16 protein-coding genes are annotated in these 18,559 nt (G+C 45.6%); 1 reads left to right on the top strand and 15 read right to left on the bottom strand.

Annotation, left to right across the window (positions count from 1 at the left end):
• Positions 1-10 precede the first annotated feature (10 nt).
• The 8 genes from AZ46_RS03585 to AZ46_RS03550 form a co-directional block, all read right to left on the bottom strand.
• Entirely contained in the window at positions 11-1,474 is a 1,464-nt protein-coding gene (locus AZ46_RS03585; protein ID WP_029285285.1) for a CoA-acylating methylmalonate-semialdehyde dehydrogenase, read from the bottom strand.
• Between the two features lie 430 nt (positions 1,475-1,904).
• Entirely contained in the window at positions 1,905-3,362 is a 1,458-nt protein-coding gene (locus AZ46_RS03580; RefSeq protein WP_029285287.1) for an extracellular solute-binding protein, read from the bottom strand.
• 25 nt (positions 3,363-3,387) lie between these two features.
• Positions 3,388-4,266, bottom strand: a complete 879-nt coding sequence (locus tag AZ46_RS03575; protein WP_029285289.1) for a carbohydrate ABC transporter permease — start codon at positions 4,264-4,266, stop codon at positions 3,388-3,390.
• Positions 4,267-4,268: 2 nt separating this feature from the next.
• Positions 4,269-5,168, bottom strand: coding sequence for an ABC transporter permease (locus tag AZ46_RS03570; RefSeq protein WP_029285291.1), 900 nt, complete (start codon positions 5,166-5,168; stop codon positions 4,269-4,271).
• Entirely contained in the window at positions 5,161-6,057 is an 897-nt protein-coding gene (gene rbsK / locus AZ46_RS03565; RefSeq protein ID WP_029285293.1) for a ribokinase, read from the bottom strand. Before rbsK ends, AZ46_RS03570 begins: the two co-directional genes overlap by 8 nt.
• A gap of 11 nt (positions 6,058-6,068) precedes the next feature.
• A complete protein-coding gene (locus AZ46_RS03560) occupies positions 6,069-6,380 on the bottom strand; it encodes a DUF4387 domain-containing protein (RefSeq protein WP_029285295.1) in 312 nt (103 codons plus the stop codon).
• Complete coding sequence (locus tag AZ46_RS03555; RefSeq protein ID WP_029285297.1) at positions 6,377-7,729, bottom strand: acyclic terpene utilization AtuA family protein; 1,353 nt, start codon at positions 7,727-7,729, stop codon at positions 6,377-6,379. Before AZ46_RS03555 ends, AZ46_RS03560 begins: the two co-directional genes overlap by 4 nt.
• Before the next feature lie 106 nt (positions 7,730-7,835).
• The gene (locus AZ46_RS03550; RefSeq protein ID WP_029285298.1) at positions 7,836-8,540 is read right to left on the bottom strand and encodes a DUF421 domain-containing protein; all 705 of its coding nucleotides are present in this window, start codon (positions 8,538-8,540) and stop codon (positions 7,836-7,838) included.
• A gap of 181 nt (positions 8,541-8,721) precedes the next feature.
• Between AZ46_RS03550 and AZ46_RS03545 the strand changes: the two genes are divergently transcribed.
• Positions 8,722-8,973, top strand: a complete 252-nt coding sequence (locus AZ46_RS03545) for a YhdB family protein (RefSeq protein WP_029285300.1) — start codon at positions 8,722-8,724, stop codon at positions 8,971-8,973.
• A 408-nt stretch (positions 8,974-9,381) separates the two neighbouring features.
• Here AZ46_RS03545 and AZ46_RS03540 read toward each other — a convergent pair whose 3' ends face one another.
• The 7 genes from AZ46_RS03540 to AZ46_RS03510 form a co-directional block, all read right to left on the bottom strand.
• Complete coding sequence (locus tag AZ46_RS03540) at positions 9,382-9,909, bottom strand: NADPH-dependent FMN reductase (RefSeq protein ID WP_029285302.1); 528 nt, start codon at positions 9,907-9,909, stop codon at positions 9,382-9,384.
• A 14-nt stretch (positions 9,910-9,923) separates the two neighbouring features.
• The gene (locus AZ46_RS03535) at positions 9,924-10,565 is read right to left on the bottom strand and encodes a response regulator (RefSeq protein ID WP_029285304.1); all 642 of its coding nucleotides are present in this window, start codon (positions 10,563-10,565) and stop codon (positions 9,924-9,926) included.
• 13 nt (positions 10,566-10,578) lie between these two features.
• Entirely contained in the window at positions 10,579-11,700 is a 1,122-nt protein-coding gene (locus AZ46_RS03530; RefSeq protein ID WP_029285306.1) for a GAF domain-containing sensor histidine kinase, read from the bottom strand.
• A 689-nt stretch (positions 11,701-12,389) separates the two neighbouring features.
• Positions 12,390-14,120 (bottom strand): phospho-sugar mutase, encoded by a 1,731-nt coding sequence (locus AZ46_RS03525; protein ID WP_029285308.1) that lies wholly within the window; start codon positions 14,118-14,120, stop codon positions 12,390-12,392.
• 231 nt (positions 14,121-14,351) lie between these two features.
• Positions 14,352-16,022 (bottom strand): glycerol-3-phosphate dehydrogenase/oxidase, encoded by a 1,671-nt coding sequence (locus AZ46_RS03520; RefSeq protein WP_029285310.1) that lies wholly within the window; start codon positions 16,020-16,022, stop codon positions 14,352-14,354.
• A 147-nt stretch (positions 16,023-16,169) separates the two neighbouring features.
• On the bottom strand, positions 16,170-17,660 hold the full coding sequence (glpK, locus tag AZ46_RS03515) for a glycerol kinase GlpK (protein WP_029285312.1): 1,491 nt from the start codon (positions 17,658-17,660) through the stop codon (positions 16,170-16,172).
• 24 nt (positions 17,661-17,684) lie between these two features.
• Positions 17,685-18,500 (bottom strand): MIP/aquaporin family protein, encoded by an 816-nt coding sequence (locus AZ46_RS03510; RefSeq protein ID WP_029285313.1) that lies wholly within the window; start codon positions 18,498-18,500, stop codon positions 17,685-17,687.
• Between the last annotated feature and the right edge of the window lie 59 nt (positions 18,501-18,559).

Below are 18,559 nucleotides of genomic sequence, written 5' to 3'. Positions count from 1 at the left end.
TCCCTGTCTGTTAAAAATCAAAACGGGATGTAATCATTTTTTTCCGCGTATAGAAGTTTACGCCGTCTTTTCCGTTAACATGTAGATCCCCGTAAAAAGAATCCTTCCAGCCAGAAAACGGGAAGAAGGCCATCGTCGCAGGCACCCCTACATTGATGCCGAGCATTCCGGCATCCGCTTCTTCTCTGAACGTGCGGATAGCCTGCGCATCCTTCGTATAAATGGTTGCACCGTTTCCATAACGGGATTTGCGGATATATTCAAGGGCCTCGTCAAGGTCTGATGCTCTAAGAACACTGAGTACCGGCGCAAAGATTTCTTCTTTTGCAAGGGTCATGTCCGGTGTGACTTCATCGAAGATCGTCGCACCTAGGAAATAGCCTTCTTTGTTGCCATCCATATCTCTCCGGCCATCCCTTACAAGCGCCGCACCCTCCTCCATGCCTTTTTCTATATAGCCGATCACTTTTTTCAAATGAGAATCACGAATAACCGGCGTCAGTAAAACCTCATCATCCAGGCCATTTCCCATCACAAGTTCATCCGCTTTTCGCTTAAGGATGTTCATGAACTCGGTTCCGTCTCCGACCGTGACAACAGCACTGCATGCCATGCACCTCTGGCCCGCGCTGCCGAATGCAGAACTGACAATATGCTGGGCTGCTTTTTCAAAGTCAGCGTCCGGCATGACGACATGATGATTTTTCGCTCCCGATAACGCCTGCACCCTCTTTCCATTAGCAGCAGCTTTTTCATAGACATATTTGGCGACAGGCTGTGAGCCGACAAATGAAATCGCTTTTATTTCCGGATGTGCGAGCAGGCCGTTAACCACATCGCGGCTTCCGTGAACAATGTTCAGCACACCGGCCGGAGCCCCCGCTTCCGTAAACATCTCCGCAAGTCTGTTTGACAGGAGCGGAGTCCGTTCTGAAGGCTTCAGCACAAAAGTATTTCCGCATGCTACTGCAAGAGGGAACATCCAAAGCGGCACCATCATCGGAAAATTAAAAGGCGTAATGCCTCCGACTGCCCCAAGCGGGTAACGGAACATTTCAGAGTCCATCTCTTCAGCAATGCCAGAAAGCGACTCGCCCATCATCAGACTTGGAGCCCCGGCAGCAAACTCCACACACTCAATTCCCCTTTGAACTTCCCCGTAAGCTTCTTTATATGCCTTGCCATTCTCTGAAACAATCAGTTTCGCAAGCTCCTCATGGTTTTTGGACAATAAGTGATGATAGGCAAAAAGAATCCTGGCCCGCTTTGGAACAGGCACGCGCTTCCAGGTCTTAAAAGCTTCTGCGGCTGCCATCGCAGCTGCATGCACATCCTCTTCAGTTGAGATCGGCACAGAAGCTATTTTCTTTCCTGTCGCAGGATTAATGACATCCTGCATCTCACTTCCAGCAGCACTCACCCATTTCCCGTTAATAAAATTCTTTATAACCGCTGCCTCATTAGCAACTGTCATTCTCATCCCTCCTGAATACTGAAAATTCTATAAACTCATTATCCCCCACAACACCCCCGCGTTCATTAGACACACTGTAAAACAAAAGAAAGGAAGAATGCTACATAGTGACAAGAAAAGCGGAGCCGACTGTTTAGGCCTGGCAGTCAGATAAGAAATCATCGGAAAAGTCCGGTTTTGACTTTTTCGGGGATTTTGTTCTGACAGAAGGACTAGGAGGCGCAGCTGGACACAAGAAAAGCGGAATCAGCCGTTTAGCTCCGATAGGCAGAAAAGAAATTGACCAGAAAGGCCGGGTTTGCCTTTTTGGGCAATTTTGTTCTGACAGAGGAGTTGGGCGCTGCAGCTGGACAAGAAGTCAAGCGCCTTCCGCTTCATTCCACTGAGTTCTGAGGATCTATACTAAATTAGCAGCGAATATTAAAAGGACCTATTTCAATTGTTTATTCGCATATTCCGTAATTTCTTTGCCCCCGGCAGCCTGCCACTCTTTTACGAACGCATCGAAGTCGTCGAGTGGGCGTTTTCCTGTAATGATGTCAGTCAAGTATTCCTTATAGAGGTTTTCCATGGCATCCCAGTTTGCAATGTACTCTTCAGGTAAAATAAACAGGTTATCCTCCTGATAGAAATCGTTGACAAGCTTCAGTGAAGTTTCTGCTTCTTTGCTCAGGAGCGGCTTTTTCAGCGGCATGTCAGGCGTGAATTCTGACGGCTCCCAGAATCTTGCAAACCACTGCTCGTAGTAAGTGTCTGTTAAGTCAATTTCTCCGCTGTCAGTGGTGTAATGCTCCCCTTCAAAACCGAGGCGGTCAATCATCTGTCCTTCCGGGCTTGCAAGGTAATCAAGAATTTTAAAGGCCAGTTCTTTTTTCTCTGATTGCGAGGAAATCGCAACTCCGCGGGCTTCTTTTGTCACATCTGCAGCCCCGAAACCCTGGCCTTTTCCTTTAGCCGGCGGAAGAACTTTCACTGCCGCTTCGTCTCCGTTCGTCTGCATCATTTTCCCGTTGTAAATATCGATGACTTTACCTGCCGTACCGGTAATTACCCCTGCTTCGCCATCATAAAATGCCTTTTCTTTTGTATCCCATTCTTTTGTCAAATAGCCGGGATCCAAAAGACCTTCTTTGTAGAGCTTCTGATAAAAGGCCAGCTTCTCTTTTTCCTCAGCTGATACCTTGTGATACACAAAGCCTCCGTCTTGTTTCAACCAGGAGGAAGTGAGCCCGAAGGACATGTTGAAAATGGCATTCAGCTCTTCTATATCACCTGCTGCTGTAAAGGCGTACGAAGGCTTTCCCTCGCCTCCCGGAGGATTTGTATTCAGTTCTTTGAAGAACGCATAGTAATTGTCAATCGTCGGATCGTCCATCAGTGCTTTTGATGAAGACATTTTGTCAAACCAGTCACCCCTGATCACCGGTGTTTTTTGGGACAGCGGCTTGATCCAGAGCAGGTACGGATAGTTTTCAAGACGTTTCTTATTCCATGGTTCGAGTTTGTCTTTAATGTACTTCGATTTTTCAATATGAGGCGTCAGATCTTCAAGCAGATCCTGATCTGCTATCTGCTGGTCTCCCCCCTGAAAATAAATCATATCCGGTATATCCCCGCTCATAAGGAGCAGGTTTAATTTTTCCGCGTAATTGCCCTGCGGCATCTCAACAAGCTCAAATTTCACATTGAGCTTCTCATCTTCTTTCAATCCCTTTTCGAGCGCCTCAAAATACTTGACAGAAGCAGGATTTGAGGGGTTTTCATCCTTCATGACAATTCGGACTGTTGTTGACCCGTCCTCATTTTTCTCAGAGGTTTCCGTTTTTTCAGAGCATCCGGCAGCCGTGATAAGAAAGACAGCAAGTAGCAGTTGAAGACATTTTCTCACGTTTATTCCCCTTTTCTTTTTTAAGTTAATCTTTCACTCCGCCCTCAAGCGCACCTTTTGCATAAAATTTGAGGATGAAGGGATACATGATCAAAAGCGGCACAATGGCAATGATGATGGTGCCTGCCTGAAGCGACGCAAAATCAAGGCTCGCCACACTTTTGTACTCAAGAAGGGTCTGTACACCGACGAGCGAAGCATTGTCCCTCTCCACTACAAACTGCCTAAGTACGAGCTGCAGCGGCCACTTCCCCGGGTCCGTCAAGTAAATTGAAGCCCGGAAAAACTCATTCCAGTGAAAAACGGCGTAAAAAAGACCAAGCGTCGCCAGTGCCGGCTTAGAGAGCGGAAGCATAATTCTGAAGAAGATATTTAAATGCCCGGCCCCGTCCATCCTGGCAGCCTCCAGAATACTTTCAGGCACATCTTCGAAAAACCGCATCATAATAAACAAATAATAAACATTAATTGCCTTATAAAGGATTAAAGAAAGGTAAGAATCCAGCAGTCCCAGGTCTTTAACCACCAGGTACTCTGGAATTAGACCGGGTTCAAACACCATGATGACAATGAGCAGCAGCATAAACAGTCTTCTTCCAACCAGCCGCTTCCTTGTCAGAACATAAGATGAAAGCGCTGTCAAAAGAAGGTTCAGCAGCGTTCCTGCAGCAGTGATAAAAAGGGAGTTGAACAAGCTCTTCACAATCAGCGGATTGGAAAGAAGAATCTCATAGTTTACGAGAGAAAAACCTTTCGGAAACAGCGACAACCCGGTCATTTTATGGGCGTTTTCAGGTGCTGTCAGCGATAGTGCCAGCAGGTTCAGGATCGGCACAATCATCGTCAACGTCACAAGAAACAAACCTGTATATAGAATCACGACCGGCCATTTCATCGTTTTCATCCTCACCACACTCCCTTCCCGGTCAGGCGTTTGGCGAGAAAGTGTGTTCCAAAGATCAGCACAACGCCAATTGCTCCTTTGAAAAGGCTTGCGGCGGTCGCATATGCATACTGACCGTTCAGAATTCCGATTCGGTATACATATGTATCCAGAATATCTACAACACTGATGACTGAATCATTCATGAAGTTGAAAACCTGATCAAAGCCTGCATTCATAAAGAATCCAAGATTTAAAATGAATACGGTAATGACCGTGCTTTTCATTTCAGGGAGCGTAATATACCTCATCTGCTGAAGTCCCGAGGCCCCGTCCATTTTTGCCGCTTCATAAAGAGAAGGGCTGATTTTCATAATCGCAGCCAGATAAATAATGGAATCCCATCCCGCGCTTCTCCACATTTCCGAAAACACAAGGACCCAGCGAATCTGATCTTTGCTCGTCATATAATCAAGCGAAGGAAGCTGGAATACATTCCGAATAATATTCACTCCCCCGTCAACCGGATTCAGCAGGCTGATCCAGATGCCTGCGATGACAACCCATGAGAGAAAGTGGGGAAGGTAGACAACAGACTGAACATACTTCCGGTAAGAAGCGTGCCTGATTTCATTAATAAGAAGCGACAGAATAATGGGAATCGGAAAAACAAAAATGATTTTCATTGTGCTGATGATAATCGTATTTTTCAGCACAGTGAAAAACGCGGGCGAATCGAACAAAACACGAAAATGCTTCAATCCAACCCACACATTGTCACCAATAATGCGGTAATCCTGAAAGGCGAGCTTCATCCCGATCAGCGGCACAATATGAAACAGGCTGAAATAGATCAGCGCAGGCAGAAACATCACGTACAAAATCCAGTCCCGCTTGATAAAGGCAAGCTTTTCTCTACTCATTGCTTTTGCCCCTGCTTCTGAATGCCTCCAGTTCTTCATCCGTCGGCATGCCGCTTTGTGCGCCGTGTTTTTCCACGCTCAGGCCAGCTGCAGCTGCCGCAAACTGTACAGCTTCTTTTAGAACCATCCCTTTCGCTGACGCCGCTGCAAACGCTCCGGCAAATGTATCTCCTGCCCCTGTGGAATCAACCAGATTTACTTCTGCGGCAGGTATATGAACCGGCTTTTCGCCGTCATGATAGACGACGCCATGCTCTCCTTTTGTAATCAGCAGCTTGTTGGGATATTTCCTTAACGCTTCTTCCTCCGGCATGTTGAAAAGAATGGCGGCTTCATGCTCGTTCGGCAGAATGTAGGATGTGTTATCAATCAGTGATTCCGGAATGGGAACCGCCGGAGCCGGATTCAGGATGACGGTCTTCCCATGATGGCTGAGTGTTTCCGCTGCATATTCAATGGATGCCAGTGGAATTTCCATGGAAAGCAGAATGACATCCGCCTGAAGGATTGGTTCCATCTTATCCTCAAGGTAGCTCTTATCTGTTTTGCTGTTTGCACCTGGTATCACAATAATCCGGTTTTGGCCTCTGCAGCTCTCAATAAGCGCACAGCCTGTAGGTGCATCCTTCCGCTCAACTACATGCACGGCATCAACATGATTTTTCTCAAGCTCGGCAAGCAGGGACCTCCCGTGATCGTCGTCTCCAACAGTGCCAAACATCATGACCTGCGCTCCAAGTCTGCCTGCTGCCGTTGCCTGATTCGCTCCCTTGCCGCCGGGAAACATGCTGAAGTCTTTGCCGAATACGGTTTCTCCCATCTTTGGCGACACTTCCGTAACGGCGACCAAATCCATATTCAAACTTCCGATAACAGCAATTTTCTTCATCTTTCAATCTCCTAATCTATTTCTAGGTTCATAAGCGGCGCATGCTGCTGGGCACCGTAAACATCGCGGTCAAAGACTGCCCCCGATGAAGTGTTTCTATAATACGTCACTTTAAAGCCCAGTGCCTGATCATAAAAAACAATGCTTTTCAGCTGCTCCTTTTTCAGGAGGTAAAGCCGGCAGATTGTTTCCTTATTGATTTTACCGGACTTTTTCACATAATCGTAGGTCACTTTGTCGCTGAATAAAACATCCAGTGTAATCTCAAACGGCCCTGAGTTTTTGCTTCTTAGGATTTTTGCATATTCTCCAAGTGATGTCATAAAACCTCCAGCCGAAAAGGCAGCTCCTTTTCAAGTTTCATAAGATGATAGACGGAAAACTCATAAACAGGTCCAAAATCAATATCACTCGGGGCAAAGGGAAATGCCAGGTTTCCTGCCGTTGACTTCCTGCCTTCATAGCCGTAATGCAAAAACGTAGAGCGGAGTGACGCGCAAATGCTGCTCGCCATCTCCTGCGTAACAGCGGTCACTTCAAATAGAATGCCAAGCTCATGCCCTGAAAAATCAGCCCGCTCATTTTCGCCCAGAACAGCATTTTTGCCGTAGTTGTAAAACTGGATCTGGTAGGAGTCAGCAGGTATTTCCTTGTAGTGGCACAAGACATCCTGTTTTACAGCCTCTTCTACTTCCTCGACTTTTTCAATCAGCAGCGGATCGCGTACACCGGCAATCACAAACGTTCTGTATGCCGTCTTGCGTGCGCCTTCCAGCTTAATCCAGTATTCATTTGACGGAATGTACCTGCTACCTGATACTTCTACAATGCCGCTTCCCCCATCGTGGAATGTGCACCCGGATAAATCCAGCATAAAACCGGGACCGTGCAGGAGGTATGGGTGGTCTTTTTCATAAAAGGTGTGGGCGGCCACGCTTGCCGCAGTACAAATTCTGGACGGATTCAGTGCCTGTACCGTGAAAGAATCTTCTTTTATCGTGCCTAAAATGCAGTCTTTCGTGGTTCCCGGTTCTGCACACAGGGCTCCGCATTCAAGAATTTTCCCAAGATGATACGAAAGGCCGGGATCTTTTCCAAAAAAGATGCCGGCTGCTGCATAGACGGATGGATCAAACGCCCTTCCGCAAATAATGATGTCACACCCCTGCTCAAGTGCCTCGACTATAGGTTCATGCCCCATTTGAGCAACAATCGAATAGGTTTCATTGAGTGTTTGCTCCGTTACATCAGGAACATTCGGGCTCATTTTCTTCAGGCGATCTGCTTCAAAGGCCTCCATGACAGATTGGTGCTGAATATCAGCCCATATGACGGCGATTTTCGGCTCAGCCGCAATTCCGTTTAAAATCTCATGAACAATGTCCATAGTCCACTCGACGTGCGGTTTTGCTCCTGCACCGCCTGCAGAACCGATGATCAGCGGAATCTTATGATCAATCGCTGCTATTATCAGCAGCTGCATATCGCGTTTAGCAGCACGTCTTGACACAATTCCAACTCCCGCCCCGAGTTTATGAGGACCGGCATCAGTTGAACCTGCATCCACTGCAATCACGTGCGGTTTCATATTCAGTCCATTCAAGAAACTCTCATGCGGAAAACCGTACCCGAGCATGCCGCATGGCGAAAGAATTCGTATCTCCCTTTCCATTTCATCCCCCCTTGTCCATCTATTAGGTACTTTCAATATATGTAGACTTCTTCATTGTATGAGTGATACCTGCCTGATGGGATGAAACAGCCATTTTGAGGGATAATCAAGAATACAGGAAAATTTTCAGTTTGCCGCTGAAGGTAACCGTACCAAGGAGTATGTCGCTGATGTTTTTCTGGAACACGTTCTGAAGTTCAGTCTGCAGCCACTCTTTATTTTTACTGACTAATGAAAGATTTTCCTCTAAAAGAATTCCTTCTTTGATAATCGTAACAGGCAGTTCAAACGATTCAGCAGCGATACCGAGAGCTTTGTTGGACACAGGCTGGTGCTCAGTTTTTAAAAATAGAGAAATTTGTCCATCAGATTCAAAAAGAGCTTCTGCCACTTTCGAAGGATCTTCCACTTGCTGTTTCCTTAACTCCAGCAGCAAATCCTCCAGCGTCAATCTTGCTTTTTTTAAATGGCCGTAATGGATGGTCCCTTCATGAATAATGGATATCGGCGCTGCATTCATCATTTTTCGGAAAACAGGAAACTTAAGACTAATGAAAATGCTGCTGACATAAAGGAAAATGAGGACACTCATCGTAATCATCGACCCCGCCATTCCGGTCCTGTGATCAGCAAGCGGATGGGCAACAATATTTCCAATGATTAAGGCAATGACAAAATCCAGAAGCCTCAGCTGCGAAATAGAGCGCTGACCCATCGCCTTTGCCGCAAGCACCAGAAAAAAGAACGCGATGACTGCACGAATGCTCCACTGAAATGCTGTAAGTGTATCCAGTCCCTCAAAAAAACTCATAGCACGCACATCCTCTGTTCAGTTGCCTATAGATTGCCCCTGATTCACAAAGATTATGATGCGCGTACTTATCCCGGGGAAACACTTCCACCCAGTACTTGCGGGACCTCCAACTTTTGTACAGAAAAAAGGCGGCCAATCCACATACACTAAACATATCTCCTTCAAAGGAGGAATGAATGTGGAGACAGTCGACTATGACAAAGCCTTATACTACACGCACCGCTCGCAGTGGGACAACCTGCTGATCCTGATGGTGCGCACAAAAGATGACCTGCTCTCAAAACGAATCGAGCAGTTCCTGCACGCCTACAACTTTGAAAACAACTACGAAGAAGTCGAAAAGAAACTCTACTCGCTCCTGCGCTATATAGACCACGCCGTCGAAACCGGCCACGAGCATGAAGAGGCGGAATATGCTTATTTGACATAGAAAAGCGGAGCCGACTGTTCAGGCCTGGCAGTCAGATAAGAAATCAATGGAAAAGTCCGGGTTTGACTTTTTCATTGATTTTGTTCTGACAGAAGGACTAGGAGGCGGAGCTGGACAATGTAGAAAAGCGGAAGCGCTCGTTTAGCTCCGGGAGCCTAGAAAAAAAGACAAAAATGCCTTTTTTTTAAAAACCTTGTAATCAAAATGGCAGCTCTATCTTAAAAAAGAGCTCATTTCGCGGCATATATCGAACTAACAATCCAAACTCAGTGCCTAACAATCCAAATTGCACATCTAACAAGCCGAATACCCTGCCTAACAATCCGAATCAGGCGCCTAACAGTCCAACGCCAGATTCGGACTCTGAAGCCAAAACAAAAACAGGAGCGGGATCAAATCCCCTCCTGATTATTTTTGTTTCTGCACATAAAAGTCTACATACATTTTCAGTTCTTCAATCAGCTGATTAACAAGGACTTCAGAGTCTTCAAGCAGCTTTCTGTTTTCGTAATCAAAGCAAATCGGATCAAGGGCAAGCTGTTTCGGGATGGCATTTGCATAGACGCCTCTCATGACGGTTCTCATGTTATTCAAAGCGTTGATTCCGCCTTTTCCGCCGCCTGCTACTGCAATCAGTCCGACAGGTTTGCGGGCAAAATGAGAACTGCCGAGAAAATCAAGCGCATTTTTTAAAGCGCCGCTCATCCCGCTGTGATACTCAGGAGATAAAAGAACAATTCCATCAGCTTCTTTGACTTTCGTTTTCAATTCTTGTACAGCTTCAATGGTTTCCTGCTCTTCTTCTCCGTTAAAAAGCGGCAGATTCAGCACGCTTAAGTCAATCAGATCTGCTCCTGATTTTTCTGCAATCGCTGCAGCCGCAAGACGCGTTCTTCCGCTTTTTCTTGGGCTTCCGTTAATAACAAGCAATTTCATTTTTCATCTTCCTTTCATTCATCTAATCCATTTTTCACCGCATAGAGTGCCGCCTGTGTCCGGTCTGCAAGCTCCAGCTTGGAAAGGATGTTGGATACGTGTGTTTTAACCGTTTTTTCAGTAATGTAGAGAGCTGCTGCAATTTCTTTGTTGCTCCTGCCTTTTGCAATCTCCTTTAATACATCATTTTCCCGATTGGTAAGCGGTGTCAATGGCTTTTGCTCTTTTTGATTCGTTTGCATCAAGTGGGACATGACATGGGATGTGACTTTTGGATGTAGCTTGCTTTCCCCATTGAGCACTTCCCTGATCGTATGGACTAGTTCATCAGGTTCGACATCCTTCAGCTGATAACCCGATGCACCGGCCTGAATGGCTGGAATGACATGGTCCTGATCGGCATAGCTCGTTAAGATGATGACTTTGATTTCCTGATTGAACGTGCGGATTTCCTTCGTTGCCTCAACGCCGTCCATAACCGGCATGGAGAGATCCATTAAAATGACATCCGGGTTCAAGGAACGGACAAGCTCCACGGCTTCCTGCCCGTTTTCGGCTTCTCCCACAATATCAATGTCTTTTTGTGTTTTCAGAAAAAAATGCAATCCTCTGCGGACGACTTTATGATCATCTGCAATCAGCAGGCGAATTCCCATTGCCCGTATCCCCCTAAATTGGTAGTCTGATTTCTATTTCGGTTCCTTTGCCGATATCCGTCCGGACCGCAAATGACCCTTTCACCTTATGAGCTCTGTCCCTCATGCCCTGAAGACCGAGTGAAGGAAGCGGGAGTTTTTCATTGTAAGAAAACCCTGCACCTTGATCCTTAATTGTCATGGTTACTTCATTTTTGCATCTGAATATGGAAATGGACGCCTCTTTGACCCCCGAATGCTTTTTACAGTTGTTCAAAGCTTCCTGCCCAATTCGCCATAGCTCTTCTTCTGCGCAGCAAGGCAGGGTCTGGACACCTTGGATGTCTGCTTGGAGCTTAAGACCAAGCACTTTTGCGTAATTCATAAGTGCGGATGCAATGCCGTTTTCAAGCCCCTGCGGCCTGAGCTGCCAGATCAGCGCTCTCATTTCTGACAGAGCTTCCTGCGAAAGGTCGCCAACATATGTAAGCATCTCCTGCATCTGTTCTTCTTTGGTCATTTCTTTTGCACCTCTTGCCGTAAGCATGATGGAAAAAAGCAGCTGGTTAACAGAATCGTGCAGATCCTGTGCAAGCCTGTTGCGCTCAGCAATTAATGCCAGACGCTGCTCATTCTCAACAAGCTTCATGCGCTTCATGGCAGTACCAATTTGAAGAGCAACTGCCTCAAGCAGAGCAAGCTCTTCTGAAGAAAAATGCGTCTTATTGGGAGAAGCCACATTTAAAAGTCCGATTTTTTCATCGCCTGTGCGAAGAGGAACAGTCGCGTGATGAGTAATGCCGTTTGTATCCCCCCACTTAAATTCCTCTGCATCCTCGAGGCGTTTGCAGTTAATAATATTGGCCGCTTTATTCAGCCTGCCGTCATGAAACTTATCGATGCACCAGCAGTCGCCCTCGCACATCGCCTTTTTCCCGGAAGCTTCAAGAGCCTGCGGAAGGCAATGATACGACGCAAGCCTGTATTGCTTGTCGCTGTCAATCAGAAAAATCCAGCCAGTCGCAAGACCTGTCACATCTAAAAGCTTGCCGAGCACATCATCCAGCATCTGAATAAGGTCGTTCGATTGATTAAGCGTTTCAGCAATGGTTTTCAAAGCCTGCAGCTCAAAAATCCTTTTTTCATCTAAAGCCATTTTCCTCACCCTCACCTGCGTTGTCTATAGAACCAGTATATCAATCTTTTCCCATCTGCTCCCTTGTAAATGTGACTGATTTTGAGTACGACTTTTGATGTAGATTAGAAAAGCGGAAGCGCTCGTTTAGCTCCGGGAGTCAGGAAAATACCTCAAAACCGGATTCGTATCCCCAAAACTTAAAAATCAAAAATTGAGGGGACTTATAAAACAGATAAGCACCCTCAAAACTTGAAAATCAAAAATTGAGGGAACTTATAAGACAGATAAGCACCCTCAAAACTCGAATATCAAAAATTGAGGGCACTTATAAGACAGATAAGCACCCTCAAAACTTGAAAATTAAAAATTGAGGGCACTTATAAGACAGATAAGCATCCTCAAAACTCAAAAATCAAAAATTGAGGGTACTTATAAGACAGATAAGCACCCCCAAAACTTAAAAATTAAAAATTGAGGGCATTTATAAGACGGATAAGCACCCTCAAAACTCGAAATTCAAAAATTGATGGCACTTATAAGACAGATAAGCACCCTCAAAACTTGAAAATTAAAAATTGAGGGCACTTATAAGACAGATAAGCACCCTCAAAACTCGAAAATCAAAAATTGATGGTACTTATAAAACGGATTCGCACCCAAGAAACCGCAAAAAAAGCCGAAAAGGAAATTCCTTTTCAGCTTTCTGCTTAAATCAATGCATGCACTTTTTTCATTAGATCTGAAGAGATTTCTTCAAGTTTTTGATCGCTTTCTGACAGGGTTTTGCCTTTTACACCGAAATAGAATTTTGCTTTAGGCTCTGTGCCTGATGGGCGGAGACAGAACCATGAGCCGTCTTCAAGGTAGTATTTCAGGACGTTTGAAGATGGGAGTGTGATTTCTTCTGTTTCAGAAGATGAAATGTTTAAACGGGTTCCCGCTTTGTAATCTTCAACAACTGTTACCTTCAAGCCTGCAAGCGTTTCAGGCGGCGTGCTGCGGAAGGAAGCAAGAATTCTTTGAATCTGCTCTGCTCCGTCTTTTCCCTTAAGGGTCAATGACTCAAGGCCTTCGCGGTAGTAGCCGTACTGTTCGAAAAGGTCAAGCAGGCCTTCGTACAGCGTTTTGCCCTGTTTTTTGTAGTAGGCGGCAACTTCTACTCCGAGGATGGCAGCCTGAACGGCATCTTTATCGCGGGCAAAGTCACCAATCAGATAGCCGTAGCTTTCTTCGTATCCAAATTGGAATGAGTATTGACCTGTTCTTTCATATTCATTGATTTTTTCTCCAATGAACTTAAAGCCTGTAAGCGTGTCGATCGTGTCTAAACCGAATGACTCAGCAACGGCACGGCCAATTTCAGAGGTTACGATTGTCTTCAGCACAACCCCATTTTCAGGAAGCTTGCCTTTTTCTTTTTTCTGGGAAAGCAGGTAGTGAAGCAGAATGGCACCTGTTTGGTTTCCTGTCAGAACGACGTATTCACCATCAAGATTTTTAACGGCAAGGCCGAGGCGGTCTGCATCAGGATCTGTTGCTATTAATAAGTCAGCGTCGTTTTTCTGGCCATACTGAATTGCATATTCAAATGCTGCATGCTCTTCCGGATTTGGCGATTTGACAGTGCTGAAGTTTGGATCTGGCTGTTCCTGTTCTGCAACGACTGTTACATTCTCATAGCCCAGCGCTTTAAGTCCGCGGCGAACAGGCTTGTTTGCTGTTCCGTGAAGCGGAGTGAAGACGATTTTTAAGTCTGTTTCTTTTGACAGGTCAGGGTTTACCGAGATGGTAACGAGCTTATCTGTGTAGGCAGCATCAATTTCTTCACCGATCATTTTGATAAGGCCGGCAGCTTTCAGTTCTGCTTCGTCCTTTACCTCGATGCTCAGTTCATCTTCAATCGAGTTGACCTTCGCAATGACTTCATCTGCGGCTGCAGGCGGCAGCTGTCCGCCGTCTTCACCGTATACTTTATAGCCGTTATATTCAGGAGGATTATGGCTTGCTGTTACCACGATGCCGGAAAACGCATTCAAATGGCGGACAGCAAATGACAGTTCAGGTGTTGGGCGAAGCTCTTCAAAAACATACGTTTGAATGCCGTGGCTTGCAAGAGTTTTTGCTGCTTCCATGGCAAATTCGGGTGATTTGTGGCGTGAATCGTAGGCAATCGCCACTCCGCGCTTTTTGGCTTCTTCACCGAAAGATTCGATATAAAGAGCAAGCCCTTCTGAAGCTTTGCGGACCGTATAAGCATTCATGCGGTTTGTGCCTGCACCGATTTCTCCGCGCATTCCGCCCGTCCCAAACTCCAAGTTTTTATAAAAGCAATCCTCGCGCGCCTTGTCGTCGTTCTCCAAACCGGATAAAAGCAGTCTTAATTCTGAATCTAAATCTGTTTTGCTGTTCCAGCGCTGATAGCTTTTTTCAAAACTCATAGCGTACCTCCAGTAATTTTATTTGTACGTAACTCTTTCTTCATGTTTCAGACAAATCCTGCCTGATTTCGTATGTAAAAAATAGAAATACGTCGATTTCTCCGCTTATTTTAACACAATTCGACCGTGTCTGACTTTTTATTTCTGTAAAAAATTTTCAATTTCAGTATAGTTTAATTGTAGTAAAGAACAAAGAAAAACTGCAGCCGTTCCGGGCTGCAGCTCTAACTGTTAATTCGCTTTTCTTACTTCATCAGGTACGACTGCATCATGAATCTGCTTTTCAAGGATGCTTGTGTGATTTTGTTTTTGTTCAGGAGTCCACTTCAGTTTATCAGCCATGTAGTTGATGACCCCATCTTTGTATTGCTTCGCCCAGTTAATGTCGAAATACACAGCACCTGTTCGTCTCACAAAGAAATCTGAAGGAGTCGTAGTCATTTCCTCTGACATGCTGTAATCAATTTCAGCAAGGATGTAAACCGGAAGTCCATATTGATCAGCCTCAGATTTTAATGCTTCCACTCTTTCGAATAGAGCATCTGCATTTGATCCGTATCTTCTTGAAAGATGCTTTGCCTGCATTTCAGTCAGGCCAAGGGACATTCCCTGCTGCGTTTTAGTCTTAACAAACGTCTCAAGGCTTCCAGAACCTCCAACGTGTCCTCCGGAAATAGGCATATTACGCGTTTTGCACGGACCGTAATCTTTCATTCCCGCTGCTTTGAAATCCTTCACAATCATGTCGATGATGTGCTCGGCCATTTTTCTGTAGCCTGTCAGCTTACCGCCGGCGATTGTCATGAGACCTGTTTCAGACGTCCAGATTTCATCTTTTCTGGAGATCTCCGACGGATCTTTTCCATCTTCGTGGATAAGTGGACGGATACCTGCCCAGCTTGATTCGGCATCTTCTGCTTTAATGTTCAGGTCAGGGAACATATAGTTGATCGATTCAATGACATAATCCCTGTCCTTCACTGTCATGCGCGGGTTTTTTGGATCTTCTTTGTACACCGTATCTGTTGTGCCGACATACGTTTTGCCGTCACGCGGAATGGCGAAAACCATGCGCTTATCCGGCGTATCAAAATAGATCGCCTGTTTCAGCGGAAATTTGCTCTGGTCGAATACAAGATGAATTCCTTTTGTCATCTGAAGGGATTTGCCTGTTTTTGATTTGTCCATCTCTCTCAGTGTATCAACCCACGGGCCTGCAGCATTGATGACTCTTTTTGCATAGACATCATATTGTTTTCCTGAAATCGTATCAACTAAATGAACGCCTACTACTTTTCCTTTATCGTAAATGAAGCCTTCCACTTTTGCATAGTTGACGGCATCTGCGCCAAAACGCGCTGCTTCTTTAATGACTTCAATCGTCAGTCTTGCGTCGTCTGTGCGGTATTCAACATAGTAGCCGCCGCCCTTAAGCCCGTCTTTTTTTACTAATGGCTCTTTGGCCAGGGTATCTTTAGCACTCAGCATTTTTCTTCTTTCTCCGCGTTTCACGGCTGCAAGAAAATCGTAAACGCGCAAACCGATGGATGTTGAGAACGGTCCAAAAGTTCCCCCTTTATGCATAGGCAGAAGCATCCACTCAGGCGTTGTGACGTGCGGTCCATTTTCGTATACGATGGCTCTTTCTTTTCCGACTTCGGCAACCATTTTCACTTCGAACTGTTTTAAATAGCGCAGTCCTCCATGAACGAGCTTCGTGGATCTGCTTGATGTTCCTGCTGCAAAGTCCTGCATTTCAGCAAGGGCAATTTTCATTCCTCTGGAAGCTGCGTCCAGTGCAATTCCCGAACCTGTTATACCGCCGCCGATTACAAATACATCATATGTTTCCTGTGTCATTTTATTTAAGACATCGTGTCGTTTATCGCTTGAAAAAGTCATAATTAGTACCTCCTATTATTTTCCAGAAGGGGATAAAAAAGAGACCACAACAAGCTGGTGCAGCATGACATGCATGCGCCAGTGTTGTGGCCTCTCCAAATCTCCAACCGTTCTATTAACTTGACCTTAGTATATCACAGCTTTTGTTTATTTAAAAGCCTGAGCTGCATTTACTGCTTTTTTCCAGCCGCTGTAAAGCTCATCACGCTTTTCATCTTCCATATCAGGCTCGAATTGCTTATCAAGCTTCCATTGCTTTTCAATATTCGACTTGTCTTCCCAGAAGCCGACTGCAAGTCCTGCAAGATAGGCAGCGCCAAGAGCTGTCGTTTCATTTACTTCAGGACGCTCTACCGGCACTCCAAGCATATTGCTCTGGAAATCCATAAGGAAGTTATTTTTCACCGCACCGCCGTCTACACGGAGTGTTTTCAGGGAAATGCCTGAATCAGCTTCCATTGCAGTCAGAACGTCTTTTGTCTGATAAGCAAGAGATTCCAGTGTAGCGCGGACAAAGTGCTCTTTAGACGTACCGCGCGTTAAGCCGAAGACTGCACCTCTCACGTCACTGTCCCAATAAGGAGTTCCAAGTCCGACAAATGCAGGAACGACATATACGCCGTCTGTAGACTCGACACGTTCTGCGTACGCCTCGCTGTCCTTTGCATCTTTAAACATGCGGAGACCGTCACGCAGCCACTGAATAGCTGATCCTGCAACGAAAATGCTTCCTTCCAGGGCATACTCCACTTTTCCGTCAACGCCCCATGCGATTGTCGTCAGCAGGCCATTTTCAGAGCGAATGGCTTTTTCCCCTGTGTTCATAAGCATAAAGCAGCCTGTTCCGTACGTATTTTTAGCCATTCCTTCTTCAAAACATGCCTGTCCGAATAAGGCAGACTGCTGATCTCCTGCAGCACCTGCAATCGGTACAGAATGGCCGAAGAAATGATATTCAATCGTATTGGCATATACTTCTGAAGACGGTTTCACTTCAGGCAGCATGGATTTCGGCACAGTCAGGTATTCAAGCAGCTCGTCATCCCACTTCAGCTCATGGATGTTGTACATAAGTGTGCGGGAAGCATTTGAATAATCCGTAACATGCGCTTTTCCGCCCGAAAGCTTCCAAATTAGCCACGTATCAATGGTACCGAACAAAAGATCGCCGTTTTCAGCTTTTTCTCTTGCTCCTTCCACGTTGTCAAGGATCCATTTCACTTTTGTTCCAGAGAAGTAAGCATCAATTAATAATCCTGTTTTCTCTCTGAATGTATCATTGTAGCCTTTTTCTTTCAGTTCCTCACAGATGCCTGCAGTCTGGCGTGATTGCCATACAATTGCGTTATAGACAGGCTGTGATGTGTTTTTATCCCATACAACTGCTGTTTCACGCTGGTTGGTAATTCCGATCCCTGCAATCTGCTCAGGCTTTACATTTGTTTCGCTGAGGCATGTTGCAATAACAGCAAGAATTGATCCCCAGATTTCATTGGCATTGTGCTCAACCCAGCCCGGCTTAGGAAAATACTGCTTAAATTCCTTTTGAGCAATGTGAACGATTTCGCCTTGCTTGTTAAATAAAATAGCTCTTGAACTTGTTGTTCCCTGATCTAAAGATAAGATGTATTTTTCCATGATACATTTTCCCCCTCAAAAGTTTTAATAAACGGCTGAACGCTGTGCGGATTGTTTTTTCGTCATCGCATAAACGACGCAAAGCATGAAAACTAATGCTGCAGCTACATACCAGAATGCAGTACTCATAGTACCCTTAAAAACGTAATTGTAAAAGACTGCGGCAAATGAACCTCCTGCAAGCGGCGCTACAACCGGTATCCATGCATATTTCCAGTTCGAGCTCCCTTTTCCTGCTATCGGAAGCATAAAATGTGCAAGTCTCGGTCCAAGATCACGGGCCGGGTTAATGGCATAGCCTGTTGTTCCTCCAAGCGACAGCCCGATGGCAACAACCAAAAATCCTACAATAAGCGGATTCAAGCCTTCTGTAAAGGTATTCGCTCCGATGGCAAGCAATGTGAGGACAAAAATAAATATTCCAAGCGCTTCACTGATAAAGTTCGCAAAATAATTCGGAATGGCAGGGCTTGTTGAAAAAACGCTGAGCTTCGCCCCTGGATCTTCTGTTTCCTTCCAGTGCGGCAAGTATTGCAAGTACACAAGCACTGCCCCAAGGAATGCTCCAAGCAATTGTGCAACAATGTATGATGGCACTTGACTCCATTCAAATGATCCCGAAAAAGCAAGTGCAAAAGTAACGGCCGGATTCAAATGCGCGCCGCTTATTCCGCCAACGGCATATACGGCCATTGCTACACCAAATCCCCAGCCCATTGTGATGACGATCCAGCCTGACTGGTGGGCGAACGATTTTTTCAAGCTGACCCCGGCGCAGACACCGCCTCCAAAAACGATCAAGATCATTGTACCGATTACTTCTCCCCAAAAAGCAGTCATTTATAATTCCTCCAATTCTTTAAATGCGGCGGGAAAGAAAAAAATCCACAGCAAATACC

This window comes from Metabacillus indicus LMG 22858 (assembly GCF_000708755.2).
Taxonomy (GTDB): domain Bacteria; phylum Bacillota; class Bacilli; order Bacillales; family Bacillaceae; genus Bacillus_P; species Bacillus_P indicus.
Note: the sequence above shows the minus strand (reverse complement) of the source record. Positions and strands in the feature narration are given on the sequence as shown.

Excerpts from the sequence above, each read along its gene's own strand:
- AZ46_RS03585 (WP_029285285.1), bottom strand. The coding sequence starts at position 1,474 with ATGACAGTTGCTAATGAGGCAGCGGTTATAAAGAATTTTATTAACGGG.
- AZ46_RS03575 (WP_029285289.1), bottom strand. The coding sequence starts at position 4,266 with ATGAAAACGATGAAATGGCCGGTCGTGATTCTATATACAGGTTTGTTT.
- AZ46_RS03570 (WP_029285291.1), bottom strand. The coding sequence starts at position 5,168 with ATGAGTAGAGAAAAGCTTGCCTTTATCAAGCGGGACTGGATTTTGTAC.
- rbsK (WP_029285293.1), bottom strand. The coding sequence starts at position 6,057 with ATGAAGAAAATTGCTGTTATCGGAAGTTTGAATATGGATTTGGTCGCC.
- AZ46_RS03560 (WP_029285295.1), bottom strand. The coding sequence starts at position 6,380 with ATGACATCACTTGGAGAATATGCAAAAATCCTAAGAAGCAAAAACTCA.
- AZ46_RS03555 (WP_029285297.1), bottom strand. The coding sequence starts at position 7,729 with ATGGAAAGGGAGATACGAATTCTTTCGCCATGCGGCATGCTCGGGTAC.
- AZ46_RS03550 (WP_029285298.1), bottom strand. The coding sequence starts at position 8,540 with ATGAGTTTTTTTGAGGGACTGGATACACTTACAGCATTTCAGTGGAGC.
- AZ46_RS03540 (WP_029285302.1), bottom strand. The coding sequence starts at position 9,909 with ATGAAATTGCTTGTTATTAACGGAAGCCCAAGAAAAAGCGGAAGAACG.
- AZ46_RS03535 (WP_029285304.1), bottom strand. The coding sequence starts at position 10,565 with ATGGGAATTCGCCTGCTGATTGCAGATGATCATAAAGTCGTCCGCAGA.
- AZ46_RS03530 (WP_029285306.1), bottom strand. The coding sequence starts at position 11,700 with ATGGCTTTAGATGAAAAAAGGATTTTTGAGCTGCAGGCTTTGAAAACC.
- AZ46_RS03525 (WP_029285308.1), bottom strand. The coding sequence starts at position 14,120 with ATGAGTTTTGAAAAAAGCTATCAGCGCTGGAACAGCAAAACAGATTTA.
- AZ46_RS03520 (WP_029285310.1), bottom strand. The coding sequence starts at position 16,022 with ATGACTTTTTCAAGCGATAAACGACACGATGTCTTAAATAAAATGACA.
- glpK (WP_029285312.1), bottom strand. The coding sequence starts at position 17,660 with ATGGAAAAATACATCTTATCTTTAGATCAGGGAACAACAAGTTCAAGA.
- AZ46_RS03510 (WP_029285313.1), bottom strand. The coding sequence starts at position 18,500 with ATGACTGCTTTTTGGGGAGAAGTAATCGGTACAATGATCTTGATCGTT.